The 23,219-nt window shown below is 70.2% G+C and carries 24 protein-coding genes and 1 pseudogene; 15 read left to right on the forward strand and 10 right to left on the reverse strand.

What is annotated here, in order from left to right:
- The first annotated feature begins 98 nt into the window (after positions 1-98).
- Genes DVS28_RS12200 through DVS28_RS12225 form a run of 6 tightly spaced genes read left to right on the forward strand, consistent with a single transcriptional unit; the run spans position 99 to position 5,352 of the window.
- Entirely contained in the window at positions 99-446 is a 348-nt protein-coding gene (locus tag DVS28_RS12200) for an ArsR/SmtB family transcription factor (RefSeq protein WP_114591696.1), read from the forward strand.
- Positions 446-2,368, forward strand: a complete 1,923-nt coding sequence (locus tag DVS28_RS12205) for a heavy metal translocating P-type ATPase (protein ID WP_114591697.1) — start codon at positions 446-448, stop codon at positions 2,366-2,368. Before DVS28_RS12200 ends, DVS28_RS12205 begins: the two co-directional genes overlap by 1 nt.
- Entirely contained in the window at positions 2,365-2,850 is a 486-nt protein-coding gene (gene lspA / locus DVS28_RS12210) for a signal peptidase II (protein WP_114591698.1), read from the forward strand. Before DVS28_RS12205 ends, lspA begins: the two co-directional genes overlap by 4 nt.
- 16 nt (positions 2,851-2,866) lie before the next feature.
- The gene (locus DVS28_RS12215) at positions 2,867-4,123 is read left to right on the forward strand and encodes a cytochrome P450 (RefSeq protein ID WP_114591699.1); all 1,257 of its coding nucleotides are present in this window, start codon (positions 2,867-2,869) and stop codon (positions 4,121-4,123) included.
- On the forward strand, positions 4,123-4,734 hold the full coding sequence (locus DVS28_RS12220) for a class I SAM-dependent methyltransferase (RefSeq protein ID WP_114591700.1): 612 nt from the start codon (positions 4,123-4,125) through the stop codon (positions 4,732-4,734). The genes DVS28_RS12215 and DVS28_RS12220 overlap by 1 nt, the downstream gene beginning before the upstream one ends.
- Positions 4,735-4,776: 42 nt before the next feature.
- Positions 4,777-5,352: a hypothetical protein gene (locus DVS28_RS12225; protein ID WP_114591701.1), complete on the forward strand. Its 576-nt coding sequence runs from the start codon at positions 4,777-4,779 to the stop codon at positions 5,350-5,352.
- Positions 5,353-5,448: 96 nt separating this feature from the next.
- On the opposite strand, the gene DVS28_RS12230 is transcribed toward DVS28_RS12225, so the two are convergent.
- Together DVS28_RS12230 and DVS28_RS12235 are read right to left on the reverse strand one after the other, a co-directional pair.
- The gene (locus DVS28_RS12230) at positions 5,449-6,816 is read right to left on the reverse strand and encodes a dihydrolipoyl dehydrogenase family protein (RefSeq protein WP_114591702.1); all 1,368 of its coding nucleotides are present in this window, start codon (positions 6,814-6,816) and stop codon (positions 5,449-5,451) included.
- A 105-nt stretch (positions 6,817-6,921) separates the two neighbouring features.
- A complete protein-coding gene (locus tag DVS28_RS12235) occupies positions 6,922-7,326 on the reverse strand; it encodes a MerR family transcriptional regulator (protein ID WP_114591703.1) in 405 nt (134 codons plus the stop codon).
- Positions 7,327-7,347: 21 nt separating this feature from the next.
- Here DVS28_RS12235 and DVS28_RS12240 point away from each other — a divergent pair.
- The 4 genes and pseudogenes from DVS28_RS12240 to DVS28_RS12255 form a co-directional block, all read left to right on the forward strand.
- Positions 7,348-8,787, forward strand: a pseudogene (locus DVS28_RS12240) (heavy metal translocating P-type ATPase); the annotation flags it as partial.
- A gap of 59 nt (positions 8,788-8,846) precedes the next feature.
- Entirely contained in the window at positions 8,847-9,146 is a 300-nt protein-coding gene (locus DVS28_RS12245) for a DUF2933 domain-containing protein (protein ID WP_108665347.1), read from the forward strand.
- 4 nt (positions 9,147-9,150) lie between these two features.
- A complete protein-coding gene (locus tag DVS28_RS12250; RefSeq protein ID WP_114591705.1) occupies positions 9,151-9,786 on the forward strand; it encodes a TlpA family protein disulfide reductase in 636 nt (211 codons plus the stop codon).
- Positions 9,783-10,745, forward strand: a complete 963-nt coding sequence (locus DVS28_RS12255) for an alpha/beta fold hydrolase (protein WP_114591706.1) — start codon at positions 9,783-9,785, stop codon at positions 10,743-10,745. Before DVS28_RS12250 ends, DVS28_RS12255 begins: the two co-directional genes overlap by 4 nt.
- Here DVS28_RS12255 and DVS28_RS12260 read toward each other — a convergent pair whose 3' ends face one another.
- From DVS28_RS12260 to mobF, 3 genes are read right to left on the reverse strand one after another with little or no spacing between them, the layout of a single operon-like run.
- Positions 10,746-11,384 (reverse strand): cation diffusion facilitator family transporter, encoded by a 639-nt coding sequence (locus tag DVS28_RS12260; RefSeq protein ID WP_108665350.1) that lies wholly within the window; start codon positions 11,382-11,384, stop codon positions 10,746-10,748.
- Positions 11,381-11,743: an ArsR/SmtB family transcription factor gene (locus DVS28_RS12265; RefSeq protein ID WP_108665351.1), complete on the reverse strand. Its 363-nt coding sequence runs from the start codon at positions 11,741-11,743 to the stop codon at positions 11,381-11,383. Before DVS28_RS12265 ends, DVS28_RS12260 begins: the two co-directional genes overlap by 4 nt.
- A 58-nt stretch (positions 11,744-11,801) precedes the next feature.
- Complete coding sequence (gene mobF, locus DVS28_RS12270) at positions 11,802-15,386, reverse strand: MobF family relaxase (RefSeq protein WP_216826591.1); 3,585 nt, start codon at positions 15,384-15,386, stop codon at positions 11,802-11,804.
- 592 nt (positions 15,387-15,978) lie between these two features.
- Here mobF and DVS28_RS30245 point away from each other — a divergent pair.
- The 4 genes from DVS28_RS30245 to DVS28_RS12290 all read left to right on the forward strand — a co-directional run bounded on the left by DVS28_RS30245 (position 15,979) and on the right by DVS28_RS12290 (position 18,369).
- Positions 15,979-16,281: a DUF433 domain-containing protein gene (locus DVS28_RS30245; RefSeq protein ID WP_425461053.1), complete on the forward strand. Its 303-nt coding sequence runs from the start codon at positions 15,979-15,981 to the stop codon at positions 16,279-16,281.
- Between the two features lie 250 nt (positions 16,282-16,531).
- Positions 16,532-16,903 (forward strand): hypothetical protein, encoded by a 372-nt coding sequence (locus DVS28_RS12280; protein WP_216826592.1) that lies wholly within the window; start codon positions 16,532-16,534, stop codon positions 16,901-16,903.
- Between the two features lie 189 nt (positions 16,904-17,092).
- Complete coding sequence (locus tag DVS28_RS12285; protein ID WP_114591709.1) at positions 17,093-17,386, forward strand: copper resistance CopC family protein; 294 nt, start codon at positions 17,093-17,095, stop codon at positions 17,384-17,386.
- Positions 17,383-18,369, forward strand: a complete 987-nt coding sequence (locus DVS28_RS12290; RefSeq protein WP_216826593.1) for a hypothetical protein — start codon at positions 17,383-17,385, stop codon at positions 18,367-18,369. Before DVS28_RS12285 ends, DVS28_RS12290 begins: the two co-directional genes overlap by 4 nt.
- 80 nt (positions 18,370-18,449) lie before the next feature.
- Here the strand turns inward: DVS28_RS12290 and DVS28_RS12295 are convergent, their stop codons facing one another.
- The 5 genes from DVS28_RS12295 to DVS28_RS12315 form a co-directional block, all read right to left on the reverse strand.
- Positions 18,450-18,977 (reverse strand): DUF305 domain-containing protein, encoded by a 528-nt coding sequence (locus DVS28_RS12295; RefSeq protein ID WP_108665429.1) that lies wholly within the window; start codon positions 18,975-18,977, stop codon positions 18,450-18,452.
- Positions 18,978-19,244: 267 nt separating this feature from the next.
- Positions 19,245-19,688: a cupredoxin domain-containing protein gene (locus DVS28_RS12300; RefSeq protein ID WP_164710439.1), complete on the reverse strand. Its 444-nt coding sequence runs from the start codon at positions 19,686-19,688 to the stop codon at positions 19,245-19,247.
- Positions 19,689-19,825: 137 nt separating this feature from the next.
- Positions 19,826-20,365: a carboxymuconolactone decarboxylase family protein gene (locus tag DVS28_RS12305; RefSeq protein WP_114591712.1), complete on the reverse strand. Its 540-nt coding sequence runs from the start codon at positions 20,363-20,365 to the stop codon at positions 19,826-19,828.
- A 61-nt stretch (positions 20,366-20,426) separates the two neighbouring features.
- Entirely contained in the window at positions 20,427-20,774 is a 348-nt protein-coding gene (locus DVS28_RS12310) for a hypothetical protein (RefSeq protein WP_114591713.1), read from the reverse strand.
- The gene (locus tag DVS28_RS12315) at positions 20,771-22,900 is read right to left on the reverse strand and encodes a heavy metal translocating P-type ATPase (RefSeq protein ID WP_114594147.1); all 2,130 of its coding nucleotides are present in this window, start codon (positions 22,898-22,900) and stop codon (positions 20,771-20,773) included. Before DVS28_RS12315 ends, DVS28_RS12310 begins: the two co-directional genes overlap by 4 nt.
- Before the next feature lie 116 nt (positions 22,901-23,016).
- Here DVS28_RS12315 and DVS28_RS12320 point away from each other — a divergent pair, with 116 nt between their 5' ends.
- Positions 23,017-23,217 (forward strand): hypothetical protein, encoded by a 201-nt coding sequence (locus DVS28_RS12320; RefSeq protein WP_114591714.1) that lies wholly within the window; start codon positions 23,017-23,019, stop codon positions 23,215-23,217.
- Positions 23,218-23,219: the final 2 nt, after the last annotated feature.

Below are 23,219 nucleotides of genomic sequence, written 5' to 3' on the forward strand. Positions count from 1 at the left end.
TCGTGGCGGCGGACGACGTTCCATCGGTGTTCTGCGATGACATCGCTAAACGCTATGATCCAAACCTGGTCGTACGAACCAGGTTGGAAGGATCTGGCATGGCGGTCGGGGTATCGACGGTGGAGGTGGCCACAGCAGCGAAGCTGTTCCGCGGGTTCGCCGATCCCACCCGCTTGGGGATCGTGTTGGCCCTGCTCGAGGAGGGGGAGCTGCGCGTGAAGGACCTCGTGGCGCGGCTCGGGTGTTCGCAGGCCAACGTGTCCGCACACCTCGCGTGCCTGAAGGAGTGCGAGCTGGTGGCCGACAGACCTGAGGGACGGGCGGTGTACTACCGGATCGCTCAGCCAGAGGTGGTGGAGCTGCTGCGCGCCGCCGAGGTGCTGTTGGCGGCAACCGGTTCGCAGATCGCGCTGTGCGACAACTACACCGCATCGGAGGACGCGTGATGACCGACGTGGGGCAGACGACGCGACAGGACCCGCCGACGGTGGAGCGGCCGTGGCAGTCACGTCCGGTCCGGTGGTCGGTGAGCGCAGGCGTGCTGCTCGCAGCTGGCTTCGTCGCCGGGCTGGCCGGAGCGCCGACGTCGCTGGTGACCGGCATCTACGTGGTCGCGACCGTCGTCGGCGCCCGCTTCTTCGCCGCCGAGGCGGTGGAGGAGCTGTGGGAGGACCACGAGATCGGCATCGAGCTGCTGATGACGGTCGCCACGGTGGTCGCGGGGCTGCTGGGCGAGTGGGGCGAGGCCGCATCGCTTGCGTTCCTGTACTCCATCTCCGAGGCGCTGGAGGAGTTCACCGAGGACCGCACACGAGCGGCGATCAACAAGCTGCTGGACCTCGCGCCCAGGCGGGTGACCCGCCTGCGTGCGGACGGCACCGAGGAGGAGGTCGAGCTTGACGCCATCGTCGTCGGCGACCGCTTCGTGGTGCGCCCGGGGCAGAACGTGGCGACCGATGGCATGGTCGAGCAGGGACGGACCGCGATCGATGAGTCGGCGGTCACCGGGGAGTCGGTTCCGGTCGAGAAGCAGGCCGGTGACCGCGTGTTCGCCGGCACGTCCAACGCCCAGGGGGCACTGGTGGTGACGGCAACCGCCACCGCATCGGACAACACGCTGGCCCAGGTCGTGAAGCTGGTCAGCGAGGCGCAGGAGCGCAAGGGCCGTGGCGAGCAGTTCATGGAGCGCTTCGCCGGGATCTACTCGCCAGCGGTCCTGGCCGTCGGTGCCCTTGTGGCCCTGGTCGGTGGGGCGCTGACGGGGGACTGGGACGTATGGCTGCTGCGGTCGGCGACGGTGCTGGTCGCCGCGGCACCGTGCGCGCTGGTGATCTCCGTCCCCGTCACCTACGTGGCGGCGATCGGCAGCGCCAGCCGCAAGGGCGTGCTGATCAAGGGCGGGATCTACCTGGAGGAGCTGGGACGGCTGCGTGCGGTGGCAATGGACAAGACCGGCACCCTCACCCGTGGGGCACCGGAGGTCGTCGACATCCGAGCCACCGGCGCCGGCGGCAGCGAGGACGACGTCCTGGTGCGGGCTGCGGCGGTGGAGCGGCGCTCCGAGCACCCGCTGGCACGCGCGGTGCTGGCCGCCGCCGACGACCGCCGCCTCGTGGTCCCAGAGGCCACGGCGTTCGAGGCGGTCACCGGTGGCGGCGCACGGGCGACGGTGGACGGCACGGTCCACCGCATCGGCTCACCTGCGTTCGTCGAGGGCGAAGGATGTGACCTGACCGCGGTGCGCGCAGAGATCGACGAGTTGGAGGCGAAGGGCCGCACCGTCGTGGTGCTGGCGGACGCCCACCAGGTGATCGGGATCCTCGCGATCGCCGACACGGTCCGCGAGCAGTCGGCCCGCACCGTGGAGGAACTGCATCGCCTGGGGATCGAGCGGGTGGTCATGCTGACCGGAGACAACCCCCGCACCGCACGGTTCATCGCCGACCAGGTCGGCATCGACGAGGCCGGCGCAGCCCTGTCACCCCAGGACAAGGCGGAGTACGTGCAGGACCTGATGGATCGCTTCGGGCATGTGGCCATGGTCGGCGACGGGATCAACGACGCCCCCCCGCTTGCCACCGCATCGGTGGGCATCGCGATGGGCACCGCCGGCAGTGACATCGCGATCGAGACCGCGGACGTCGCCTTGATGGCCGACGACCTCGGAAGGCTCACCGACGCGATCCGCATCGGGCGGCGGACCCGCCGCGTCGTCCGGCAGAACCTCGTGCTGTCGTTCATCATCCTCGCCGTGCTGGTCCCAGGCGCGCTGTTCGGGGTGATCGGGCTGCCACTGGCGGTGCTCGCCCATGAGCTGTCGGAGCTCGTCGTCATCGTCAACGGCACCCGCCTGGCACGGGCGTCATGAGCCGACACCATCGAGGGCTTCTCGCCGTCGCGATCACCGCTGTGGCGCTGGACGCCGGCACCAAGCTGGCCGCGCTGCGATGGCTGCGCGAACCGGTCGACCTCGCGGTGGTCCGCCTGCGGGTGGCCTACAACACCGGCGTTGCGTTCAGCTTCGGTGCCGACCAGCCGCGTGCGTTGGTCCTGGGCCTGACTGGCACGGCGGTTCTCGTGCTGGCCGTCGCCGCGTGGCGCGGGCACCTCGGCGGCCCCATCCCCGCGGGGCTCATCGTCGGCGGTGGCCTGGCCAACCTGATCGACCGCGCCACCGGCGGCAGCGTCGTGGACCTCGTCGACCCGGGGTGGTTCGCGGTGTTCAACCTCGCCGACGTCTTCATCACCACCGGCGTCCTGCTGCTCTTCCTCACGATGGCCATCGACGACTCGACCCGGTCCGACGCAGCTGAGGAGGAAGCGACGGACGACTTCGCCCGACAGCGGTGATCCAAGGAGTTCCGACATGCCCGAGTTGCCACACGACCGCCTGCCCGACAGCACGCTCGCATTCCTCCGTGAGGGGTATGCGTTCATCGCCAACCGGTCTCGCCGGTACCGCTCGGACGTGTTCGAGACCCGGCTGCTGCTGCAGCCGGTGACCTGCGTGCGCGGCGCCGATGCGGCCCGCGTGTTCTACAGCGACCGGTTCCAGCGCGACGGCGCGTCCCCGGCGGTCGCTCGCAGGACCCTGTTCGGGGAGGGCGGCGTCCAGGGACTGGACGACGCGCCGCACCACCACCGCAAGCAGATGTTCATGTCGCTGATGACGCCCGCGGCGATCGACGACCTGGCCGACCGGTTTGCGACCGGTTGGCGGGACGCGACCACCCGGTGGTCCCAGCACGAGGAAGTCGTGCTGTACGACGAAGTGGCCCGACTGCTGTGCGAGGCGGTGTGCGCCTGGGCGGGGGTGCCGCTACCAGAGGAGGAGGTGGCACAGCGGACCGATGACCTGGTGGCGCTGTTCCACCCGGCAGGGTTCCCCCACGTCCCCTACCTTTCGGCCCGCCGCGCCCGTCGCCGGACCGACGCATGGATCGGCGACCTCGTCGAGCAGACCCGTGGTGGGGCGCTGCAGCCTCCGGCAGGCAGCGCCCTGCAGGTCGTGGCGACGCACCGCGACCCCGCGGCCCGGCTGCTCCCCACGGAGGTCGCAGCGGTGGAGGTCATCAACGTGCTGCGCCCGACCGTGGCGATCACCAACTACATCGTCTTCGCCGCCCTGGCCCTGCACGAGCACCCCGGGTGGCGTGACCGGCTCGCCGGCGGTCCGGAGGAGGAGGTGGAGTGGTTCGTGCAGGAGGTCCGCCGCACCGCCCCGTTCTTCCCCGCCGCCGTCGCGAGGGTCCGCCACGACTTCGACTGGGACGGTGCCCGGTTCCCGGCGGGTCGCCGGGTGCTGCTGGACCTGTACGGCACCAACCGGCATCCAGGCCTGTGGGACGACCCCGACCGGTTCGACCCGGAGCGGTTCGCCACCTGGGACGGCAACCCCTTCACCCTCATCCCGCAGGGCGGCGGCGACCACCACACCGGACACCGCTGTGCCGGGGAGTGGGTCACCATCCGGCTCATGCAGACCGCCGTGAGGCTGCTGACGCGCGAGATGGCCTACACCGTGCCCCACCAGGACCTGCAGGTGAGCCTGTCACGGATGCCCGCGCGTCCGCGAAGCGGCGTCGTGATCCGCGACGTGCGCCCTGTGGAGGCGCGGGGCTGATGCGGATGAACCGGACCGAGACCGTACTGGTCAACAGCCCACCACGACGATGGCTGCAGCGTGTCGTGGAGGCGCCCGTCCTCCTGCGGCTGGGTGGGCGGATGGCCGGCGGGACGGCCCTGGAGCTGGGGTGCGGACGGGGTGCGGGCATCGAGCTCATCCTCGACCGGTTCGGCGCCGACCGCGTCATCGGCTTCGACCTCGACGAGGCGATGGTCGCCCGTGCCCGCCGCCGGCTCGCCGGCCGCAGCGACGTCGATGTCCGCGTCGGGGATGCCGTGGCGATCGACCTGCCGGATGCCAGCGTCGACGCGGTGTTCGACTTCGCCATCATCCACCACGTTCCCGACTGGCGGACCGCCGTCGGGGAGATCCGCAGGGTCCTGCGACCCGGCGGCCGCCTCTACTACAGCGAGGTCACCAAGCACGCACTGGACCGGCCGACCTACCGGGTGTTGTTCGACCACCCCGACCACGACCGGTTCACCGCAAGCGACTTCGTCGCCGCGCTCGAGGACCACGACCTGCGCGTCGGCGATCGACACCGCACGCTGATCGCGGGCGACTACGCACTCGGCGTCGCCGAACGGATGCCGCACAGCCCGTTCTGACCCCCCCGCCCTGTAACCGCACGACGAACGGAAGGAACCCCGATGCAGAACCGTCTGGACCGTCAGGTGCCCGGCACCCTCGACGACATCGCCCAGCAACTCCTCGAGGTACTCGACCGCCACGGGTTCACGGTCAGCCAACCCGACACCGGGGACTCAGCTGACGTGCGCATCCTGCAGATCACCGACCCCGACGGCATCACGCCCGCAACAGACGTCGATCCTGACGCCGCCACGACGGCCACGGCGGCCATCAGCCTCCGCCGGACCGACGACGGCGTTCAGATCGCCCTCACCGAACCTGTCGCCGCGGCGACCCTGACCGAGGAGGCCGGGCTGTTGGACCCGGCACAACAGCTCCAGCAGGGCATCATCGCAGCCCTGGACGCGCTCGCCGCCGCGCAGGGGGAGGAGTCGGAGCAGCAGGATGCGCACGGCGAGCAGGTCGGGGAGCCCCGGGTGCGCCGCGCCCTCATGGACGGCATACACCAGACCACCAGGTCTCTAGGAGAACTGGACGTGCAGGCCCGTGCTGACACGCTCTTCGTCCTCGCCAAGGCCTACACCGCCATCGTGTCGCTCGAGCGGACCGAAGAGGTCGAACTGCACCTCGCGTGACGCGGGTACCGATCCCGGCGTGATGCGGTCCTCGAGCGGCCGACGTAATCACCAACGCGTCGATGCGCCAGACTCGACTGCCAGCGAGATGCGCCGTCAGGTCAGCATCGATCCGAGGTCGGAGCCGACGGTGGGGTAGGCGGCGGTCATGGACTTGAGCTGGCGGGTGGTGAGCCCGGTCGTCATGGCCAGCGCGAGGATGTTGATGAGCTCGGCGTATTCCGGACCAAGGAGGTGGGCCCCGACGATCGTGTCGGTGGCCGGGTCGACCAGGATCTTGGCTGCGGCGGTGGTCTCGCCGATGCGGTAGTTGGAGAACCAGCCGCTGGTGTCGTGGTGGTGCACCTCGACGTCGATGTCGCGATCTCGGGCGTCGTCCTCGAGCAGTCCGAGTCGGGTCAGCTCGGGGATGGTGAACACGGTGGTCGGCACGCCGTCGTAGTCGGGGGTGGTGGTGTGGCCTTTGAGCATGTTGGAGGCGGCGACCTTGCCCTCGAACACCGCCACCGGGGTCAGGGGCGCCCCGGCGGTGTCGGCGGCGTCACCGGCGGCGTAGACCGCAGGGTTGGTGGTGCTCTGCAGGTGACCAGCGACCGACACGCCCCGTTCGCCGTGGGCGATCTCGGCGGCATCGAGGTTCAGGTCGGCCAGATGCGGGACGCGGCCAGCGCCGTGAACCACCAGGTCGGTGTCGACGGTGGTGGTGTCGCCGTCGGTGGTCAGGGTCACCCGGTAGCCACGGTCGAGTGGCTCGATGGCGCTGATGGCGGTGTTGCGGCGCATGTCGATGCCGACGTCGGTCCCCCGGTCGACGAGGCGCTCGACGAGGTCGGGATCGAAGCCCTTCAGCGGCCGTGGGCCGCGGTCGACGATGATCGGGTGGCTGCCGGCGCGGGCGGCGATGTGGGCGAACTCGAAGGAGATGTAGCCGCCGCCGATGAACAGCACCCGGTCGGGCAGGTCGGTGAGGTTGAGGAAGTCGGTGCTGTCGATGACGTGCTCACTACCGGGCAGGTCGAGTGGTCGCGGTCGTGCGCCGGTGGCAATGAGGGCGTGCCGGAACGTCAGCGTCCTGCCGTCCACGGTGAGCCGGTTGTGGGCGGTGAAGGCGGCGGTGCCGTGCAGGGTCGTCACGCCGTTGCCGGTCAGGCCGTCCTCCATCCGTTGTGGGACGGGGTCGGTGAACCCGCGCTTGTGGGCCATCAGGTCGGCCCAGTCGATGGACAGGCCGCCCTGGTCGATGCCCTTGCCGGCCAGCAGCCGTGCGCTGTCGATGATCTCCGCGCCCCGTCGCAGGATCTTCTTGGGGTCGCACCCGCGCAGCGCACAGGTGCCGCCGTAGGGCAGGGCGTCGACGATGGCGACCCGCCAGCCGGCCGCGGCGCACTTGTTGGCCGCGGAGACGCCGGCCATGCCGGCGCCGATCACGATCAGGTCGTAGGTGTCGGTGGAGGTGTCGGACATCGCGAATCTCCTGCAGGGGTCGATGGGCGTCCGGTCGACCGTAGGGCTTCCCGTACGCTGGAAGGTCAACCCCAGCGTGCCGATGTCGACCGCGGTCGACGGACGTCAGTCCGCGGACGGGGACATCGCTGAGCAGATGACCGACGGGTCACATTCGGCGGGGTCCAGCGCATCGAGGCGCCGGCGCAGGCTGTCGAGGGCGGTCCGTGTCTGCTCGAGCTCGCGCAGTCGCGTGTCGATGTCGGTGAGGCGTTCGCCGAGGAGATCGGCGGCGTGGCGGCACGGTGCACGGCTGTCGTCGCGGATGGCGATGACCTCCTTGATCTGACGCAGCGTCAGCCCCGCCGTCTGGGCGTGGCAGATGAACGCGATTATGTCGATGATGTCGTCGGCGTAGTCGCGGTAGGCGCCGGTGGTGCGGGCCGGCTCGTTGAGAAGCCGTTCGGCCTCCCACTGGCGCAGGGTCTTGGCGGGGACGCCGGTGGCGTTCGCCAGGGCACCGATGAGCATGGCATGGACCCTCCTCAAGAAGGTCGCTTGGTCCCCACCGACGGTGTCGTCGAGGACGGGGCCAGCGCCGTCGATGAGTCGATGCTGACCGGTGAGTCGGTGCCGGTGGAGAAGACCACCGGTTCGACGGTGACCGGGGCGACGGTGAACGCCAGCGGGGTGCTGGTCGTCCGAGCGACCGCCGTGGGGGCCGAGACCGCGCTGTCGCAGATCGTCAAGCTGGTGGCCGACGCCCAGGCCGGCAAGGGTGAGGCGCAGCGGCTGGCCGACCGGATCTCCGCCGTCTTCGTGCCCGTGGTCCTGGTGCTGGCCCTACTGACCTTCGCCGGATGGACGGTCGTGGCCGGCGATCCGGTCGGTGGGCTGGTCGCCGCGGTGGCGGTGCTGATCATCGCGTGTCCCTGCGCCCTGGGCCTGGCGACCCCCACCGCGATCATGGTGGGGACGGGCCGCGGGGCGGACCTCGGAATCCTCATCAAGGGCGTGGAGGTGCTGGAGCGGACCCGCACCATCACCACGGTGGTGTTCGACAAGACCGGAACCCTGACCACGGGGCGGATGTCGCTGACCGACGTCCAGGCCGCTGCCACCACGGAGGAGGAGCTGCTGCGCCGCGTCGGTGCGGTCGAGGCCGACAGCGAGCACCCCATCGGTCAGGCCATCACCACGGCTGCGCGGTCCCGGGTCGGCACCCTCCCAGCGGCGGGCGACTTTGAGGCGCTCGCCGGGCATGGCGTGCGTGCGGACGTCGATGGCGCCACGGTCTGGGTCGGTCGACGCAAGCTGCTGGCCGAGGCCGGCCTGATCCTCGCCGAGGACCTCGACGACCGGGCCCGGGCGCTGGAGTCCGCCGGCAAGACGGCGGTCTTCGCCGGCTGGGAGGGTGAGGTGCGGGGGGTCCTGGCGGTGGCCGACACCGTCAAGGATGACGCCGCGGCGATCGTCGACCGGCTGCACGACATGGGCCTGACGGTGGCCATGATCACCGGCGACAACGCCCGGACCGCACAGGCGGTGGCCGACAGCGTGGGCATCGACCGGGTGATGGCCGAGGTCCTGCCCTCCGACAAGCAGTCGGAGGTGCAGCGACTGCAGGCGCAGGGCGAGGTCGTGGCGATGGTCGGGGACGGCGTCAACGACGCCCCTGCGCTGGTGCAGGCCGACCTGGGCATCGCCATCGGCACCGGCACCGACGTGGCGATCGAGTCCAGCGACCTGACGCTGATGCGTGGCGACCTGGCCGGTGTGGCGACCGCCATCCAGCTGTCGCGACGGACCTACCGGACCATCCTGCAGAACCTCGGTTGGGCGTTCGGCTACAACACCCTCGCCATCCCCCTGGCGGCCCTCGGCCTGCTGAACCCCATCATCGCCGGCGCGGCCATGGCGTTCTCAAGCGTCAGCGTGGTCACGAACTCCCTGCGGCTGCGCCGCTTCGGCAAGGGCCGTACGGCGACGTGATCTACTACGCCGTATAGTGGTTAGTGCGCCGACAAGGGCGCCTTCGACTGGAGTCCACGATGAAGATGCTGAAGATGTGCATGCACCCCAAGGTGATCGCCGCGATGGTGGCCGTCGCCGCCGGTGTGTGGCTCGTCGCGCCCGGCTGGTTCGCTGCGGCGCTGCCGATCCTGTTCCTCGCGATCTGCCCGCTGTCGATGGTCGTCATGATGAAGATGATGATGCCGGGTGACGCTGCGAAGGAGGACACGGCCGACGACTCGTCGGAGGAGTCCCTCCGGGAGCGGTTGCGCCAGCTCGAATCCCAGCAGGCCGCGGTGTCCGAGCAGCTTCGGACCCACCGCCAGCCGCAGGGCTGACCCGATGTCGCTGGGGCTGCCCGACGCGAACGACCTGGGGACGACCGATCGTGGTCGTCGTCCGGTCGCGCGGTGGGCGGTCCTCGGACTGGTCGTCCTGGTCGTCGCGGGCGTCGGTGCCGCCGTCGTCGCCGGGCTGCGGTCCGACGGTGGCGTGGCGACGGTCTTCCAGCCACAGCTGTCCACGCCACCCGGACTCGGTCCGGCGGTCGAGGAGGTGCCGGAGGACCTACTCCCGGGGCCGCTGCTCCCCTTGGGTCTTGGACCGGAGGTGGACCTGAGTGCCTACGAGGGGCGGCCGCTGCTGGTCAACTTCTGGGCCACGTGGTGCGGACCCTGTGTGGAGGAGATGCCCGTCCTGCGAGATACGGAACGGCACCTTGGGGAAGAGGTGGCGTTCATCGGGATCAACGTGCAGGACAACGAGGAGGCCGCCCTGGAGTTCCTGTCCGAACTGGACGTCACCTACGACCAGGCTCGCGATCCGATGGCCGAGTACTTCACGGCGATCGGTGGCTTCGGCATGCCGACCACGCTGCTCGTCGACGCCGACGGTCAGATCACCTACCGCCACACCGGCGCCGTCGAGGCCGCCCAGCTGGACGACCTGTTGGCGGCGCATCTGGGGGTCTCGCCATGAGGCCGTCTCCGCCGGCGGCCGTGGCGTCGGTCGTTGCGCTGGCTGCGGGCTCCTGGCTGGTGCGCCACGTGACCTCGCCGGCGGTCCGCGGCTGGTCGCCACCGTCGGGTGAGCGCGGGCGGGCCGGCGGGCTGGCCGTACGGCGTCTGGGTGCCGGCGAGGATCGGCCGGTCATCGTGCTGTTGCACGGCTTGACCGCGTCGGGTGACTGGTGGGGCGGCGGCTACGACGTCCTCGCGGAGGACGCGGAGGTGGTGGTGCCGGACCTCCTCGGCTTCGGCGCATCGATGGACGTCGACCGCGGCGACTTCTCCCGGGAGGCACACCTGGATGCGCTGGACGCGATGGTGGACGAGCTGGGTCTGACCGGCCGCCCCCTGACGGTGGTCGGGCACTCCATGGGGACGCTGGTGGCACTGCACTGGGCTGCCCGTCGTCCGGAGACCGTCCGGGTGGTCGCGTTCAGCGCCCCGCTGTACGACAGCCGGGAGGAGGCTGAGCGGCACATCGCCCGCCTGGGCCCGCTCGAGCGGTTCTTCGGGCTGGACACCGGGTTGGCCGAGCGCACCTGCGCACTGATGTGTGAGTACCGCAGCACCGCGCAGTGGCTGTGGACCGCGGTGTCGCCGCAGTGGCCGGTGCGGTTGGCCCGACACGGGGTGCTGCACACCTGGCCGGCCTACCTGGGCGGCATGGAGGGGCTGATCATCCGTGGCGAGTGGGAGACCGCACTGGAGCAGCTCGACGAACGGGGGGTGCCGGTGCTGCTGGCCGAGGGGGCAGAGGATCCCATCCCGGTGGCCGGGCGGGCGCAGCGGCTGGCCAGCGCCCACCGGTGCGTGCGGACAGCCCGACACCCGTCCGCCGCACACGACCTGCCCGCTGCCTACCCCAACTGGTCGCGTGAGCAGGTGCGAGCGGCTGCGACGGGGACCGATCCATCGATCGATCTCGGCTGATCAACCGCACGCATCGTCACCGCAGTCGATCTTGCCCTCCCAGGCCTCGCGTCCCTCCATCACCGCGAAGCCGGCGATGACGAAGCCGGCCAGGGCGTCCAGCCACGTCCAGCCGAACAGGCTGAAGGCCAGCAGACCGGCGAAGGTGGAGACCGACAGCCATGCGCACAGCCGTGTCTCGGCGGCGTCGGCGATGACCAGTCTGGAGCCGAGTGCCTCACCGGCGCGGCGCTTGGCGCGGGCCAGCCACGGCATGATGACCACCGAAGCGCCGGTCAGGGCGACACCGATTGGGCTGGCGTCTGGCGTCTCATCCCCGAGCAGGCGGATGACGCCCTCGACTGTGACGTAGGCCGCCAGGGCGAAGAACGTCGCGGCGATGAACTTGAGCGATCGCCGTTCAGCGGCTTCGTCCACCTCACCACCGCGCAGCTCGGAGAGCAGTCGGTGCAGCACCACGCCGGCGGCGGCCACCTCGATGCCAGAGTCCACCCCGAAGCCGATCAGTGACACCAGGCCCGCGGCCACGCCTGCGCCGACGGCGATGACGCCCTCGACCACGTTGTAGCCGATGGTCAGCTGCTCCAGCCGCACCGCGCGACGCGCAGGGCCACGTTGCCGGAGGTCGGTCGCCGTCATCCCGTCACCGCGTCGCCGTAGGCGGGGCACAGGGCGACGGCGTGACCGGTCGCGGCCAGTAGATCCTCCGCAGCGGCCAGCAGGCGCCGTAGCTCCACCTCCGGCGCCAGGGCGTACACCGTCGCCCGTCCCTCCGGCCGACCGACGATCAGGCCGCAGTCCCGCAGGCACGCGCAGTGCGCTGAGACGGTGGACTGGGCCAGCTCGAGCTGGCCGGTCAGGTCCACGACCCGCTGGGCGCGGCCGGCGAGCAGCTGGAGGATCGCCAGCCGCGTCGGGTCCCCGAGGCTCCGGAACAAGCTGGTCGCGCTCGAGAACAACGCCGGTTCAGTATCTACATCTACCGCTGTCATCGTCATACAGCGATGATATCCGCCCGACCACGCCTGACATCGGGCAGCGCATCCAAGGGTGGTGTCAGATGCCACGACCGGGTCCTTCCAGGGTGCGTTGATGCCGTCTGCCCACGTCATCTGGGCGGTACTGCTCTGCGATGGCGGTCTGATGAGCGCGACGCATCGCAGCCATGGCGAAGGAGCGTCCCGGCGTCGGTTCGACGTACTGCCTTCGACCGAGTGGCGCATCGCCCGTGACGGCGTGACGGTCGCGATAGGCGGCGACGGTGGCCAGGTCACCGAACCACTCCCGGCGTCGGTGTGCATCGACGGGGGGTCGGCCAAGGTGGCGCGTCCACCTGGCGCCATCGGCCAGAGCGGTCCGGCCGAGCTCCTCGGCGCGCTGCTGGATGAGCTGTTGACGAACGTCGAGTGCGGTTCGCATGTCGCCGGACATGGATCCTGTGACCACAGGGATCAGTCCGGCGATCAAGTCAGGTGGTCGGGCTCGGGTCTTTTTGGCCAACGTGCTCACGGCAGTCTGGGCCCGGTGGTGCAGGACCGCGGCGATGTCATCGACGTCCTCCAACGGTCGTGCGTGCACGAGTCGTGGCAGGAGCGCGCTGACATCGAGGCGGTGGGCTTCGATGGTGCGCAGCGTGGCGCAGAGCGGTCCGAAGGCGTCAGAGGCGATGACTGCCTCCACCTGGTCCTCGCGTAGACCGCATGCACGGATGAGGGAGGTCCAGCGCGGTCGCTGTGCTGCGGCGGCGATGGTGTCGTACTCCGCGGCGAGCTGGGCGATGCTGCCGTAGCGGTCCTGTTCGGCAGTGATCATCTGGTGAGCGGACGCCTCGGCACCGATGCGGGCGAGCACGCCGGCCAGTACCGCCCAGCCGGTCGGTGCGTCGGTGTGCTGGTGGGCTTCGATGTCGAGGGTGTCGGTGCAGGTGTAGGCGTCGTTTGACTGTCGTCCGCGGGTCATGGCGACGTACAGCGTCTCCCGGGTCATCCCCGGACCGACGATCGCGTGAGCGGTGTCCACCGTCGCGCCCTGCGCCCGGTGCACGGTCGTTGCGTAGCCCAGCTCGACGTGGGCGTCGACGTAGCTGGCGGGCAGTCGTGTCGGGCTGCTGGACGGCAGGCGCTGGCGGCGGACGTCGACGGTGCCGTCGGGGTGCAGGGCGGTGATGCGCCAGCGGTCCCCGTTGCGGACCCACCCGCCGGCGCCGTGGAGGCGCCGGTCGTTGCGACGGGTCACCACCACGTCGCCGACCCCGGCGGTGGTGCCGTCGTGCAACGCCACCGTGTCCGCTGCGTCGACGTGGCCAGAGGCGATCAGGTCGGCCTGGGCGCGGATGTTGAGGGCGAGGACCTGATCGCGGGTGGGGGCGATGAGCAGGCTGTGCTTCCCGGCGGCCTGGTCGGTCTGCCAGGCGGTGTAGGCGGTGTTGAGCATCTGTTCGGTGTCGCCGTCGTGCAGCCGGTCGTGCTGGCTGTAGGTGTCGAGGACGGTGGGGTTGCCGTCGCGTAGTTGCAGGGTTGCGGCGGCTTCCCAGGGCTGGGTGAAGCGGCGGACGTCGGTGAGGTGTGCGACGTCGTCGCGGTCGCGGGCGAGGAGTTGCAGGGCGCCGCCGGCATCGACGGATGCGAGCTGTGCGGGGTCGCCGACGACGAGGACCTTGGCGCCGACGGTGGCGGCGTGGTCGGCGATGGTGTGCAGGCTGCGGGTGCCGGCCAGGGACGCTTCGTCGATGATGACCAGCTGCCCGGCCGTCAGGGTCGCGTTGCCGGCGTGGTGGTCGTGCAGCCACTTGGCGAGCGTGTCCGCCGGGACGCCCAGGTCCTGACCGAGGACCTCGGCGGCGGCCGCGGATGGGGCAAGGCCGATCACCGAGTTGGCGCCGTAGAGGCTGGTCCAGGCCTGGCGGAGGGTGCGCATGGCGGTGGTCTTGCCGGCGCCGGCAGGGCCGATCAGCACATCCACAACCCGCCCCGACGTCGCCACTGCGGTCACCGCGGCGGCCTGATCGTTCCCGAGCCCACCCGCCGTCACGGCCTGGTCGCTTGTGTGGGGAGGAAGGGTCGGTGCGGTGGTGGTGCGGCCGAGGTCGAGCAGCCGGTCCTCGGCGGCGAGAAGCTCGGCTGAGGTGAACACCTCACTGTGACGGGGTCGCAGAACGCTGGTCCCATCCGCACGACGCAGCTCCGCTGGCACGGTGGCGAGCTCGGGTGGCGCCAGACGAACCGACTGGTCCTGGGCGGCATCCACGATTCGGTGCAGGACGGTGGTGCGGTCGGTGTTGGTGGCGAAGCGGACCCCGGCGAGCTGGCGGGATGTCTCGGCGTGCAGGTTCCATCGGCGCCACGTCGACCGTCGCTCACCCACCACGTCCACGACCTGAGCTGCAACGCCTGCAACGGTTGCCTCCGACAGCGCGTCGGCGGTGAGCAGCTGCTGTCTGCGCTGGCCGTCGTGTAGCAGACCGGCTGCCCAGTCCTCAGCGGGCCGGGCGAGGACGGCAGAGGCCCGTTCCCGCCAGCTGGTCATCAGCGCTGCGAGTGGCGTCACCGTCTTGTCGGGCCGGGTGGCCAGGGTGGCCTGCTGCCGCAGCTTCAGCACCGTCCGGGCTGTCGGCTGGTGGCCGTGTTCGGCGACGTAGGCGGCGACCAGGTCGTCCTTGACCGCCCCGATCGCCGCAGCCCGCGACGAGAACAGCTCGAGCAGCTCCTCGGGGACGCCGGTGAGATCCCAACAGGCGTTGCGATCAGCGCCACGGTCGCGTTGGTGCCAGGTGAGCCCGAGAGTGCGGGTGAGGTGGTCGGCCAGCACCGCTCGGTAGTGCTCCGACAGCGCCACCATCGCCGCATGCACCGGCCGGCCATCCAGGGATCGCCACTTGCCATCGAGGGCGGTCTGGACCTTGTTGGCGATCACGACATGGGTGTGCAGCTGTGGATCCCCCGCACGGGAGTCGACGTGATCGAAGGCGACTGCGCTCACGCCGGTGACGTCGACCTGGGCAACCGCCCCATCCCCGGCATCCGCGCCCATCCGGGTAGCGGCCACCTCCGCCTCGAACAGCCGCAGGACATCGTCGATGGCCGCATGGTGGGCAGCGACGATCTTGGCCTGCACCTCAGCGGGGGCGAGGGCCCACAGGACCGACACCGACTTGGGGACCGAGAAGGTCAAGTCGAACCCGGCAACTGCGCGACGGGTCGGTCGCGAGGCCTCTGCCGACTCGATCGCGGCCATGGCCGCGGCCCGCTGCTCACGATCCAGCCCCCCATCGAGCCGGGCGACCCGAGCCGCCACCCGCTCCGCCCGCGACAGGTACTGCGGGTAGGCACGACCCAGCGGGTCGCCGGTGATCGGGTCGCGCCCTTCGCCCAGCAGCAACGCCAGCTGGGCCTCCTCCACCACATCACCTGCCCGGATGCGGCCGTCCCCGAGGCCGGCCAGGCCGCTGCCGAGCCATCGCCCGGGTGGGGTGCCGTCCGCGGTGTAGTAGGCCGTCAACGGCAACCCGGACTGACGTTGCCCATCGCCGATAGCGACCGACGACGTCAGGTACCGGTAGCCATGCCCAGCCGACATCACCCGCATCGACACCGTCACCCACACCACCCCCGACACGCCGACCGACCAGGACGCGCGGCCCACAGCCCACCTCGAACTGCAAGACGCGTGTCTGGTGTGACGGGGCCGAGGGGCTGTCTGTGTCAAGGATCCTGGAAGACGTTCGGGCGCTGCGATGGCTCGCGGTTTCGACGTGGCTGGCGGAGATTCCTGACACAGCACGGGCGGTGCCTGCGTCGTAGTTCGCGATGGCGACACGGCTGCCGACGAAGGCTCAGGAGGAGGGGCGCGCAAGGAGCTCGCGGTCGTCAACGTCGTCCGTCGGTACGGACGATCGCAATCCGGTCCTGCGCACGACGACGTCCTCGCCAGTTCCTGGTCGGAGCGCGACTGACGGGCGCGGCGCCACGGACGTCGCGGACTACGTGCGCCAGGTCGTCGACCGGGCCCCACCGCTCTCGGCGGCCCAACGAGAGCTGCTCGCCGACATCCTGCAGCGCCATGACGATGCAGGCACAGCGAGCGCTCCCGCCTGACGCGTGATGTCAGTGCGGGGACGTACGGTCCGGTCGATGACGTCCGGGAGCTGGCGCCGCGCGGCCACTACCTCGCTGCCGAGGTCGGCCGGCAGCCATCTGCGACGAGGTGGGCTGCGCGGCAACGTGACCTCAGCCACATCGAAGTCAACCCCGACCGGCTCTCCGGCAGCCCCGTGATCGCGGGTACGCGGAGTCCGGCTGACGACGTCGCCCGGCTCGCAGCTACGGACGACGGCGAGGCGATCCTCCGGGCTGACTACGGTCAGACCGACGAGCAGATCGCTGATGCGAGGACGTGGTGGGCCGCAGTCACGGGGTACGCCCCTGCTTGCGGCCTGACCAGCCAGGGGCATCGGGCGACTGTTGGTGATCGACGCGAGCCTGGCCTCGCGCATCGCGACCGTGCTGGCTCCACCGACCCGCTGTGGGGATCTCTCTGACACACGATGGAGGATCCGTGCATCGTCACCATGGTCGCCGTCGCTGCCGCTCTGGCCTTCGTGGGCCGCGTCGCGCTCGCTTCGTGGGCCGCTCCGATGTGACCGGTGTGATTCGTCGGCGTCATGGGTGAACTGCGCGTGAGATGTCGTTGCCTTGAGGAATCCTCGCTCGAACCCTGACCGAGCGTTGCCCCTTGGGGTATCCGCGACTTTGGGTCGTGCCGCAACCTGCCGATATATAGTCCGCATGGTGCGTGTGCTCGTGCTCCTCTGCGTGAGCGTCATCGTGGTGACGCAGGGCCTTGGCGTGCTCGTGGCACATCCCCACTTCGACGCCATCGGGGACGGTGGACAACACATTCATTCCTACGTCCCTGATGCCGATGGCCACACCGGGCATCCGGAGGACGCCGCGCCGGCCGAAAGCGAGCACCGGAGGGGGCAGCCCACCGCGCGCCTGTCCGGCTTGGTGCTGCTCTGGGCTCTGGCGTTCGTCGCAGTTGTGCGCGGCAACCGGTCCGCCGATCAGTCAACCGGCCCGGTGATGCACGGCACCCGCGCAGGCCGTCCCCAGAAGCGTCATCCCGCGCGGCTCGCGCTTCTCGCCATCCTCCGGATCTAGAGGACCGCGGGTCGCCCGGCCCGTGCTGCTGCGTCCGCACCCGGCGCGCCAGCCCGCCCGGGCCTTCGTCACGCGACCACTCGTGGTTCGCGCGCACCGTTGACCCGCCTCGCTGCATTCGGGTGCGACCCGCGACCACCGGCTCCTGCCGGATGGTCCCGCCGAGTCGCGACCAAGGAACGCATCGCCATGACCACCCCCAACCAGATCCGGCGACCGATGCCGGCCAGCCTCGTGCTGCTCGGCCTGCTCGCCGCGCCCGACGCGGCCCACTCAGCGCTGCAATCCGCAGACCCCGCCCCCGACAGCGGTACAGACCAGCCCGTGGACACGCTGTCACTGTTCGCCTGGCCTATCGAGGGCCTTCGTGACTCCGTCCAGGCCACCAGCCCCGTCGGCCAGACCCAACTCGAACCAGTCGGGCCTCCGACAGCGTCGCCCCCACTCAACCGACCGCTGTGGCGAGCGGAGGCATCGTCGTGATCCCCTCCCGTCAGGTGCCGCTTCGGCCGGGCGATCTCGTTGCGGTCAGGTCCGCCGAGGACATCATGGCGACCCTTGATGCTGACGGACGGCTTGAAGGACTGCCGTTCATGCCGGAGATGCTCACCTACTGCGGTCAGACCATGCGCGTGCACAAGACGGCGAAGGTGACCTGCGACGGCCGGGCTGACCTTCGAGAGATGGATGACGCCGTATTCCTCTCCGGCGTCCGCTGTGACGGATCTGCTCACGGCGGATGCCAGGCACGATGTCTCATCCACTGGAAGGCCGCGTGGCTGGAACGTCTTGACCCCGACAGTGTCCGGGCACTACCAGGCAGCGGTGAGCAGCTGGCGCCGTCGCAGCGGGAGCGACTCCTGCCGCTGGTGGCCCCGACCAGACGCAACACCGATGGCGAGAGCCCGGCCCATCTGTGCCAGGCCACCGAGATCCTTGACGCGACGCGCCCGTTGCCATTCACCCGACTGGCGCAGTACCCGCATCACGTGCGCAACTGGGGGCTGCGCCGGTTGGTGAAGGTCATGCTCGTCGCGCTGCTCAACAAGTACCAGGTCCTCAGCCGCCGACTCCCACGACGGCTCCGGGTTAAGGGGGGCGCGACCTTCCCGGCGGTGCAGGGCTCCCTTCGAAAGACACCGCCTGCCCCGTTCGAGCTGCGACCCGGCGACCGCGTGCGGATCAAGAGCCGAGAGGAGATCGAGGCGACCCTGGACGCGAACAACGCCAACCGCGGCCTCATCTTCGATGTCGAGGAACTCCGCTTCTGTGGACAGGAGGCCACCGTGCTCCAACGCGTCGATCGCATCATCGACGAGCGCACCGGCAGGATGATCGACTTCAAGTCTGACGCCTACGTGCTGGACGGAATCGTCTGCCCCGGCGACTACCACCGCCTCTGCGCCAGAGGCATCTACTCCTACTGGCGAGCCGTGTGGCTGGAGAAGCTCCCGCCGGCGCCGTAGGGGGGGTCAAACGGGTGTCCGGCGACCGGGCACCCGCTTGACCCGGAGGTGTCGTTGCCAGGAATATCGCGCACCACGTACTACTCGGCTGGGCACTGTCGGTCGGCGGGGCGGTCGAAGTCCGGCACGGGTCGTGTGTTGGCCTCCTCGCGAGTTGTCGCGGCGCCGTTCTCGGCAATGTCCTCGATCAGCCAGTCCATCTCCAGGATCTCACGGCGCTGGGCCTCGCTGATTGCCACGGCCAGATCGCACACTCGAACGTCGTCATTGTTGAACCGCTCGGAGCGGGTGATGGCCAAGGAGTGGTGAGGGATCATCGCCTTCATGAACGCGCCGTCATCGACAGTGGCCTGGCTGCGGTCGAGGGTCACGCCGACGGCGAAGACAAGAAGACTGACCACGACGATGGCGATGTTGACTTTGGTACTGCGGTACATGTTGAGCATCCAGGCGAGCATGACCAAGCCCATTGTGCCGCCCATGGTGATTGCCATGAACACGCGGCTCTGGCTGAAGCGGACGTGGCTCAGCTCCCACGAGCCGACGAACATGACCCAGTACATGACCACGATCGCGGTCAGGATCATGGCGCCGAAGCGCAGGTACATGCCCTTCTGCATGCCCGAGCCGCCGTGATCACCGTCGGTTGCGTGGTGCTGGTCGGCCTGGTCGGATGTCATCAGTTCAGCTCCTGTGCAGTCGGGTTCGGGAACGGTGCAAGTCAATCGCGGGCGAGCGACACCAGATGTCCGTGCCGCGGGCCATACCCGGACGAGTTGTCGGAATAACCCCTTCTGCCGATGCCGTGGTCCGACGCGTCTCGCCGGTGAGCACGGGTACGGTCGTCTTCCTGCACGACCGGCACCCTGCTCGCCTCAGGTCGGCTGGACGGTGATCACCATCCCGGAGGCGTAGTGGCCAGGTTGGTGGCAGCCGATGAGGGTGCCGTCCGGGCCGCCGGTCACGAACAGTTCGGCCGCCTCGCCGGGCTGGACGGTCACGCCGTCGGCGTCGGAGTCGTCTGTCCCGTGGTCCATGTCGGCCATCTCGGCCATTTCCTCCTCGTGGGCGTCCTGGGCGGCCTCGTCCCCGACGAACGCGTCGTGGGCGATGGTCCCCTCGTTGGTGAACTGCACGCGGACGGTCTCGCCGTCGGCCACGGTGATGTTGGTCGGTTCGAAGGCGATGTCGCGCATCGTCACCTCGATGGTTCGGGTTGCTGCGGTGTCGGCGTCGCTGGGGGGCGAGGAGTTGCATGCGGTGGCGAGGAGGCCGAGGACGGCGAGGGCCATCCAGAGGACGCGGTGGGTGGTGGGCATGGTGATCATTCTCCGTCGAAGGTGCGAAGTCGGAGCGAGTCGACCGCGACGAACGGGCTCGAGAACCCATCGCTGCTCCGTGATGAGCGGGTCGAGGTACCCGAGCCCGCGAAGGGGGTCGTCAGTGCGGGGGCCAGTCAGGGCGAAGGCTCGAGCCCGGCCACCAGGTTGAATGATCCGGTGAGCACGTTCAGCGCGACCAGGGCGACGATGTCGAGGATGTCGCGGTCGGACAGCCCCAGCGCGCGGAGCCGGGCGACGTCGTCGTCTGTGGTCGAGCCCGGGTCGACGTGGACCTGCCAGCCGAAGGCGACGATCTCGGCGAGCCGGGGGTCTGCGGAGGTTCCCTGCTTCGCCATCGCGATCTCGGCCTCGTTGATTCCAAGGCGGCGCGCGGCGTCGGTATGGGCGGCGAGGCACAGCGCGCAACCGAGGTTGGACTGCACCGCCAGCGAGATCCGCTCGGTGAGCGTTCGAGTCAGGCGGCTGCGGCCCATCGCACGGGAGAGCTCGAGGTAGCCGATCAGGGTCGAGGGGGATCCCGCCATGGTGGACACCATCGGCCCGACGGGGCCGCTGCGGGACTCCAGCTGGGCGAGGCGCTCCGCCACGCCTCCGCTGGTGCTGGCGGAGGTGTGGCGGGGGAAGCGGTCGGAGGTGGTGGTGACGGTGGACATGTGGATGCTCCTTCAGGCGGGGGGCCGGGGGACGGCGTCATCGGGATGTGGGTCCGAGGGGTCAAGGGCTCCAGCCCAGCACGGCTGCCCCGAGGGTCAGGGACGCGTACCAGACGAGCAGCGCCTGGAGGACCACGAGTGGGACCAGACGGGGGTGGCGATGGCTGATCCGGGCGGCCAGCAGCGCGTGGGCGACCCACAGCGCCTGGACCACCAGGACGGCCCAGCCGGGGGCGATCAACCCGGATGCGGAGAAGGGGAAGAACCAGGTAACGATCAGGGCGGTCCAGCCGATGCCGGCGAGCGCCCGGTCGAGGAGGACGGCACCCCGTGACCGCGGCGCGTGGCCACCGAACCAGAGCGGTGGCCACGGGCGTGGGGTGGGGGCGACGGGCGGGGCGTGGGTCACCGCCGCCCTCCTGGGGCCAGGTCGAGGCGGCGCAGCAGCTGGGCGTTGGCGGCCACGACGATGGTGGACAAGCTCATCAGCGTCGCCCCGACCGCCATCGGCAGGACGAACCCGGCGAAGGCGAGGACGCCAGCGGCGAGCGGGATGGCGAGCAGGTTGTACCCGGCGGCCCACCACAGGTTCTGGATCATCTTGCGGTAGCTGGCCGCGGACAGGCGGCGCACGCCGAGAACGCCGCGGGGGTCGTCGGATGCCAGTACGACGCCGGCGGACTCGATGGCGACGTCGGTGCCGGCGCCGATGGCGATGCCGACGTCGGCGCGTGCCAGGGCAGGTGCGTCGTTGACGCCGTCGCCGACCATGGCCACCACGTGGCCGCGGGCTTGAAGCGCCGCGACTGCGGCGTCCTTGTCGGCTGGCAGCACCTCGGCGAAGACCTCGGTGAGGCCCAGCTCGTCGGCGACCGCCTCTGCCACCTGGCGGGCATCGCCGGTGATCATGCCGACGGTGATCCCCAGGCGCCGCAGCTCGGCGACCGCCTCCCGGCTCTCCGGTCGGATCTCGTCCTCCAGGGCGAGGCTGCCGAGGATGACGCCGTCGCGGATGACGTGCAGCACGGCGGAGCCTCGTCGCTCCCATCGGCTGATCTGACCGACGAGCGCCTCGGAGATTGCGACGTCCATCTCCCGGAGCAGCGCCGGACCGCCGACGGCGACGGTGGTCCCGTCGACCTCGGCACGGACACCGCGGCCGGCGAGCGGCCTGAAGCCGGTTGCCGTAGGTGCACGAAGGCCTCTTGTGGCCGCCGCAGCGACGATGGCGCGGGCGAGGGGGTGCTCGCTGTCGGCTTCGACCGCGGCGGCCAGGGCCAGGATCTCCTCGTCGTCACCGCTGACGGATGCGACGTCCACAACGGTGTGCGCGCCTCGGGTCAGCGTGCCGGTCTTGTCGAACAGCACCGCGTCGACGGTGCGCATCTGCTCCAGCGCCAGCCGGTCCTTGACCAGGATGCCGCTGCGGGCGGACTTGGCGGTCGAGATCGACGTCACCAGCGGAATGGCCAGGCCCAGCGCGTGCGGGCAGGCGATGATGAGGACCGTGACGGCCCGTGTGAGCGCGTTGGCTGGCTGGCCGAGCAGGGTCCAGACCAGCATGGTGAGGGCACCGCTGGCCAACGCGACGTAGAAGAGCAGCGCGGCGGCCCGGTCGGCAAGGACCTGGGTCCTGGAGCGGGATAGCTCCGCCTCCGCGACCAGGCGTTGAATGCCGGCGAGGGCCGTGTCGGCGCCGACCGCGTCGACCCGCAGACGAAGCGCGCCATCCGTGGCGACGCTGCCGGCCACGACGCGGTCGCCCTCGGCACGCGCGACGGGGTTGGACTCACCGGTCAGCATTGACTCGTCGACATCGGCGGTGCCGGAGACGATGGTGCCGTCCACTGGGATCCGACCGCCGGGGCGGACCAGGACGACGTCAGCCATCCGCAGATCGGCGACCGCGACGCGGATGGTGCTGCCGTCCGCCGACACGCGTTCGGCGTCGTCGGGGAGGAGCTCGGCAAGGGCGGCGAGCGCGCCGCGGGCCTGGCCGATGGCGCGCATCTCCAGCCAGTGGCCAAGGAGCATGATGACGATGAGGAGGGACAGCTCCCACCAGACCTCGACAGAGAACCATCCGAGGCTGGCGGCCATGCTCGAGCCGAACGCGACGGTGATCGCCATCGAGATCAGCAGCATCATCCCCGGCGTGCGCTCGCGTGCCTCGGCGATCCCGCCGGTCAGGAACGGCCAGCCGCCGTAGAGGAACACCAGCGTGCCGAGCACGGGGGAGATCAGCGCGTCACCGGTGAAGTGCGGGAAGGAGTAACCGAACCACATCTGGAGGTTGTGGCTCATCGCGACGACCGGGATCGCCAGCAGCAGTGAGAACCAGAAGCGGTCGCGGAACAGGGCGGCGTGGTCACCGTGCCCGGCGTGTCCGGCGTGTCCGGCGTGCGCGTCGTGATCAGGGGTGTGGGTGACGGTCAGGTCGGCGGGGGCGGCCCCGTGGTGGGCAGGGCCGTGGTGGGCAGGATCGTGGTGGGCAGGGCCGTGGTGGACAGGATCTGGTGTTGTGGTGGTGCGCATGACGGCAGCATGCGGTGCCTCGCCGTCCATCGACTGTCCAGCCGCTGTCCACGCCGCCGGGCTGCGGTGCCGGAGCCGACAGGCCCCGGACATTCCCACGCGGCAACGTCGGTGTCATGGACGAGCTCGAGCTGATCGTCGTGGGTGTCGACGACCGCGAATCCCTCCGGCGGGTCAGTGCATGCATCCGCGACGTCGAGGGCGTCGTCACGCTGCTGGTCGACGTCCGCACGGGCCGGGTCCGCATGGGTGGCACCGCCTCCCGCGACGCGGTCTGCCGGGCGATCGTCGAGGCAGGCTTCCGCATCGAGCCGTGACC

The organism is Euzebya pacifica (genome assembly GCF_003344865.1).
GTDB lineage: Bacteria > Actinomycetota > Nitriliruptoria > Euzebyales > Euzebyaceae > Euzebya > Euzebya pacifica.

Excerpts from the sequence above, each read along its gene's own strand:
- DVS28_RS12235 (WP_114591703.1), bottom strand. The coding sequence starts at position 7,326 with ATGCTCATCGGTGCCCTGGCGAACGCCACCGGCGTCCCCGCCAAGACC.
- DVS28_RS12305 (WP_114591712.1), bottom strand. The coding sequence starts at position 20,365 with ATGTCCACCGTCACCACCACCTCCGACCGCTTCCCCCGCCACACCTCC.
- DVS28_RS12225 (WP_114591701.1), top strand. The coding sequence starts at position 4,777 with ATGCAGAACCGTCTGGACCGTCAGGTGCCCGGCACCCTCGACGACATC.
- lspA (WP_114591698.1), top strand. The coding sequence starts at position 2,365 with ATGAGCCGACACCATCGAGGGCTTCTCGCCGTCGCGATCACCGCTGTG.
- DVS28_RS12315 (WP_114594147.1), bottom strand. The coding sequence starts at position 22,900 with ATGCGCACCACCACAACACCAGATCCTGTCCACCACGGCCCTGCCCAC.
- DVS28_RS12265 (WP_108665351.1), bottom strand. The coding sequence starts at position 11,743 with ATGACGATGACAGCGGTAGATGTAGATACTGAACCGGCGTTGTTCTCG.
- DVS28_RS12260 (WP_108665350.1), bottom strand. The coding sequence starts at position 11,384 with ATGACGGCGACCGACCTCCGGCAACGTGGCCCTGCGCGTCGCGCGGTG.
- DVS28_RS12250 (WP_114591705.1), top strand. The coding sequence starts at position 9,151 with ATGTCGCTGGGGCTGCCCGACGCGAACGACCTGGGGACGACCGATCGT.
- DVS28_RS12255 (WP_114591706.1), top strand. The coding sequence starts at position 9,783 with ATGAGGCCGTCTCCGCCGGCGGCCGTGGCGTCGGTCGTTGCGCTGGCT.
- DVS28_RS12220 (WP_114591700.1), top strand. The coding sequence starts at position 4,123 with ATGCGGATGAACCGGACCGAGACCGTACTGGTCAACAGCCCACCACGA.
- DVS28_RS12295 (WP_108665429.1), bottom strand. The coding sequence starts at position 18,977 with ATGTACCTGCGCTTCGGCGCCATGATCCTGACCGCGATCGTGGTCATG.
- DVS28_RS12215 (WP_114591699.1), top strand. The coding sequence starts at position 2,867 with ATGCCCGAGTTGCCACACGACCGCCTGCCCGACAGCACGCTCGCATTC.
- DVS28_RS12200 (WP_114591696.1), top strand. The coding sequence starts at position 99 with ATGGCGGTCGGGGTATCGACGGTGGAGGTGGCCACAGCAGCGAAGCTG.
- DVS28_RS12230 (WP_114591702.1), bottom strand. The coding sequence starts at position 6,816 with ATGTCCGACACCTCCACCGACACCTACGACCTGATCGTGATCGGCGCC.
- DVS28_RS12205 (WP_114591697.1), top strand. The coding sequence starts at position 446 with ATGACCGACGTGGGGCAGACGACGCGACAGGACCCGCCGACGGTGGAG.
- DVS28_RS12300 (WP_164710439.1), bottom strand. The coding sequence starts at position 19,688 with ATGCCCACCACCCACCGCGTCCTCTGGATGGCCCTCGCCGTCCTCGGC.
- DVS28_RS12285 (WP_114591709.1), top strand. The coding sequence starts at position 17,093 with ATGACCACCCCCAACCAGATCCGGCGACCGATGCCGGCCAGCCTCGTG.
- DVS28_RS12245 (WP_108665347.1), top strand. The coding sequence starts at position 8,847 with ATGAAGATGCTGAAGATGTGCATGCACCCCAAGGTGATCGCCGCGATG.
- DVS28_RS12320 (WP_114591714.1), top strand. The coding sequence starts at position 23,017 with ATGGACGAGCTCGAGCTGATCGTCGTGGGTGTCGACGACCGCGAATCC.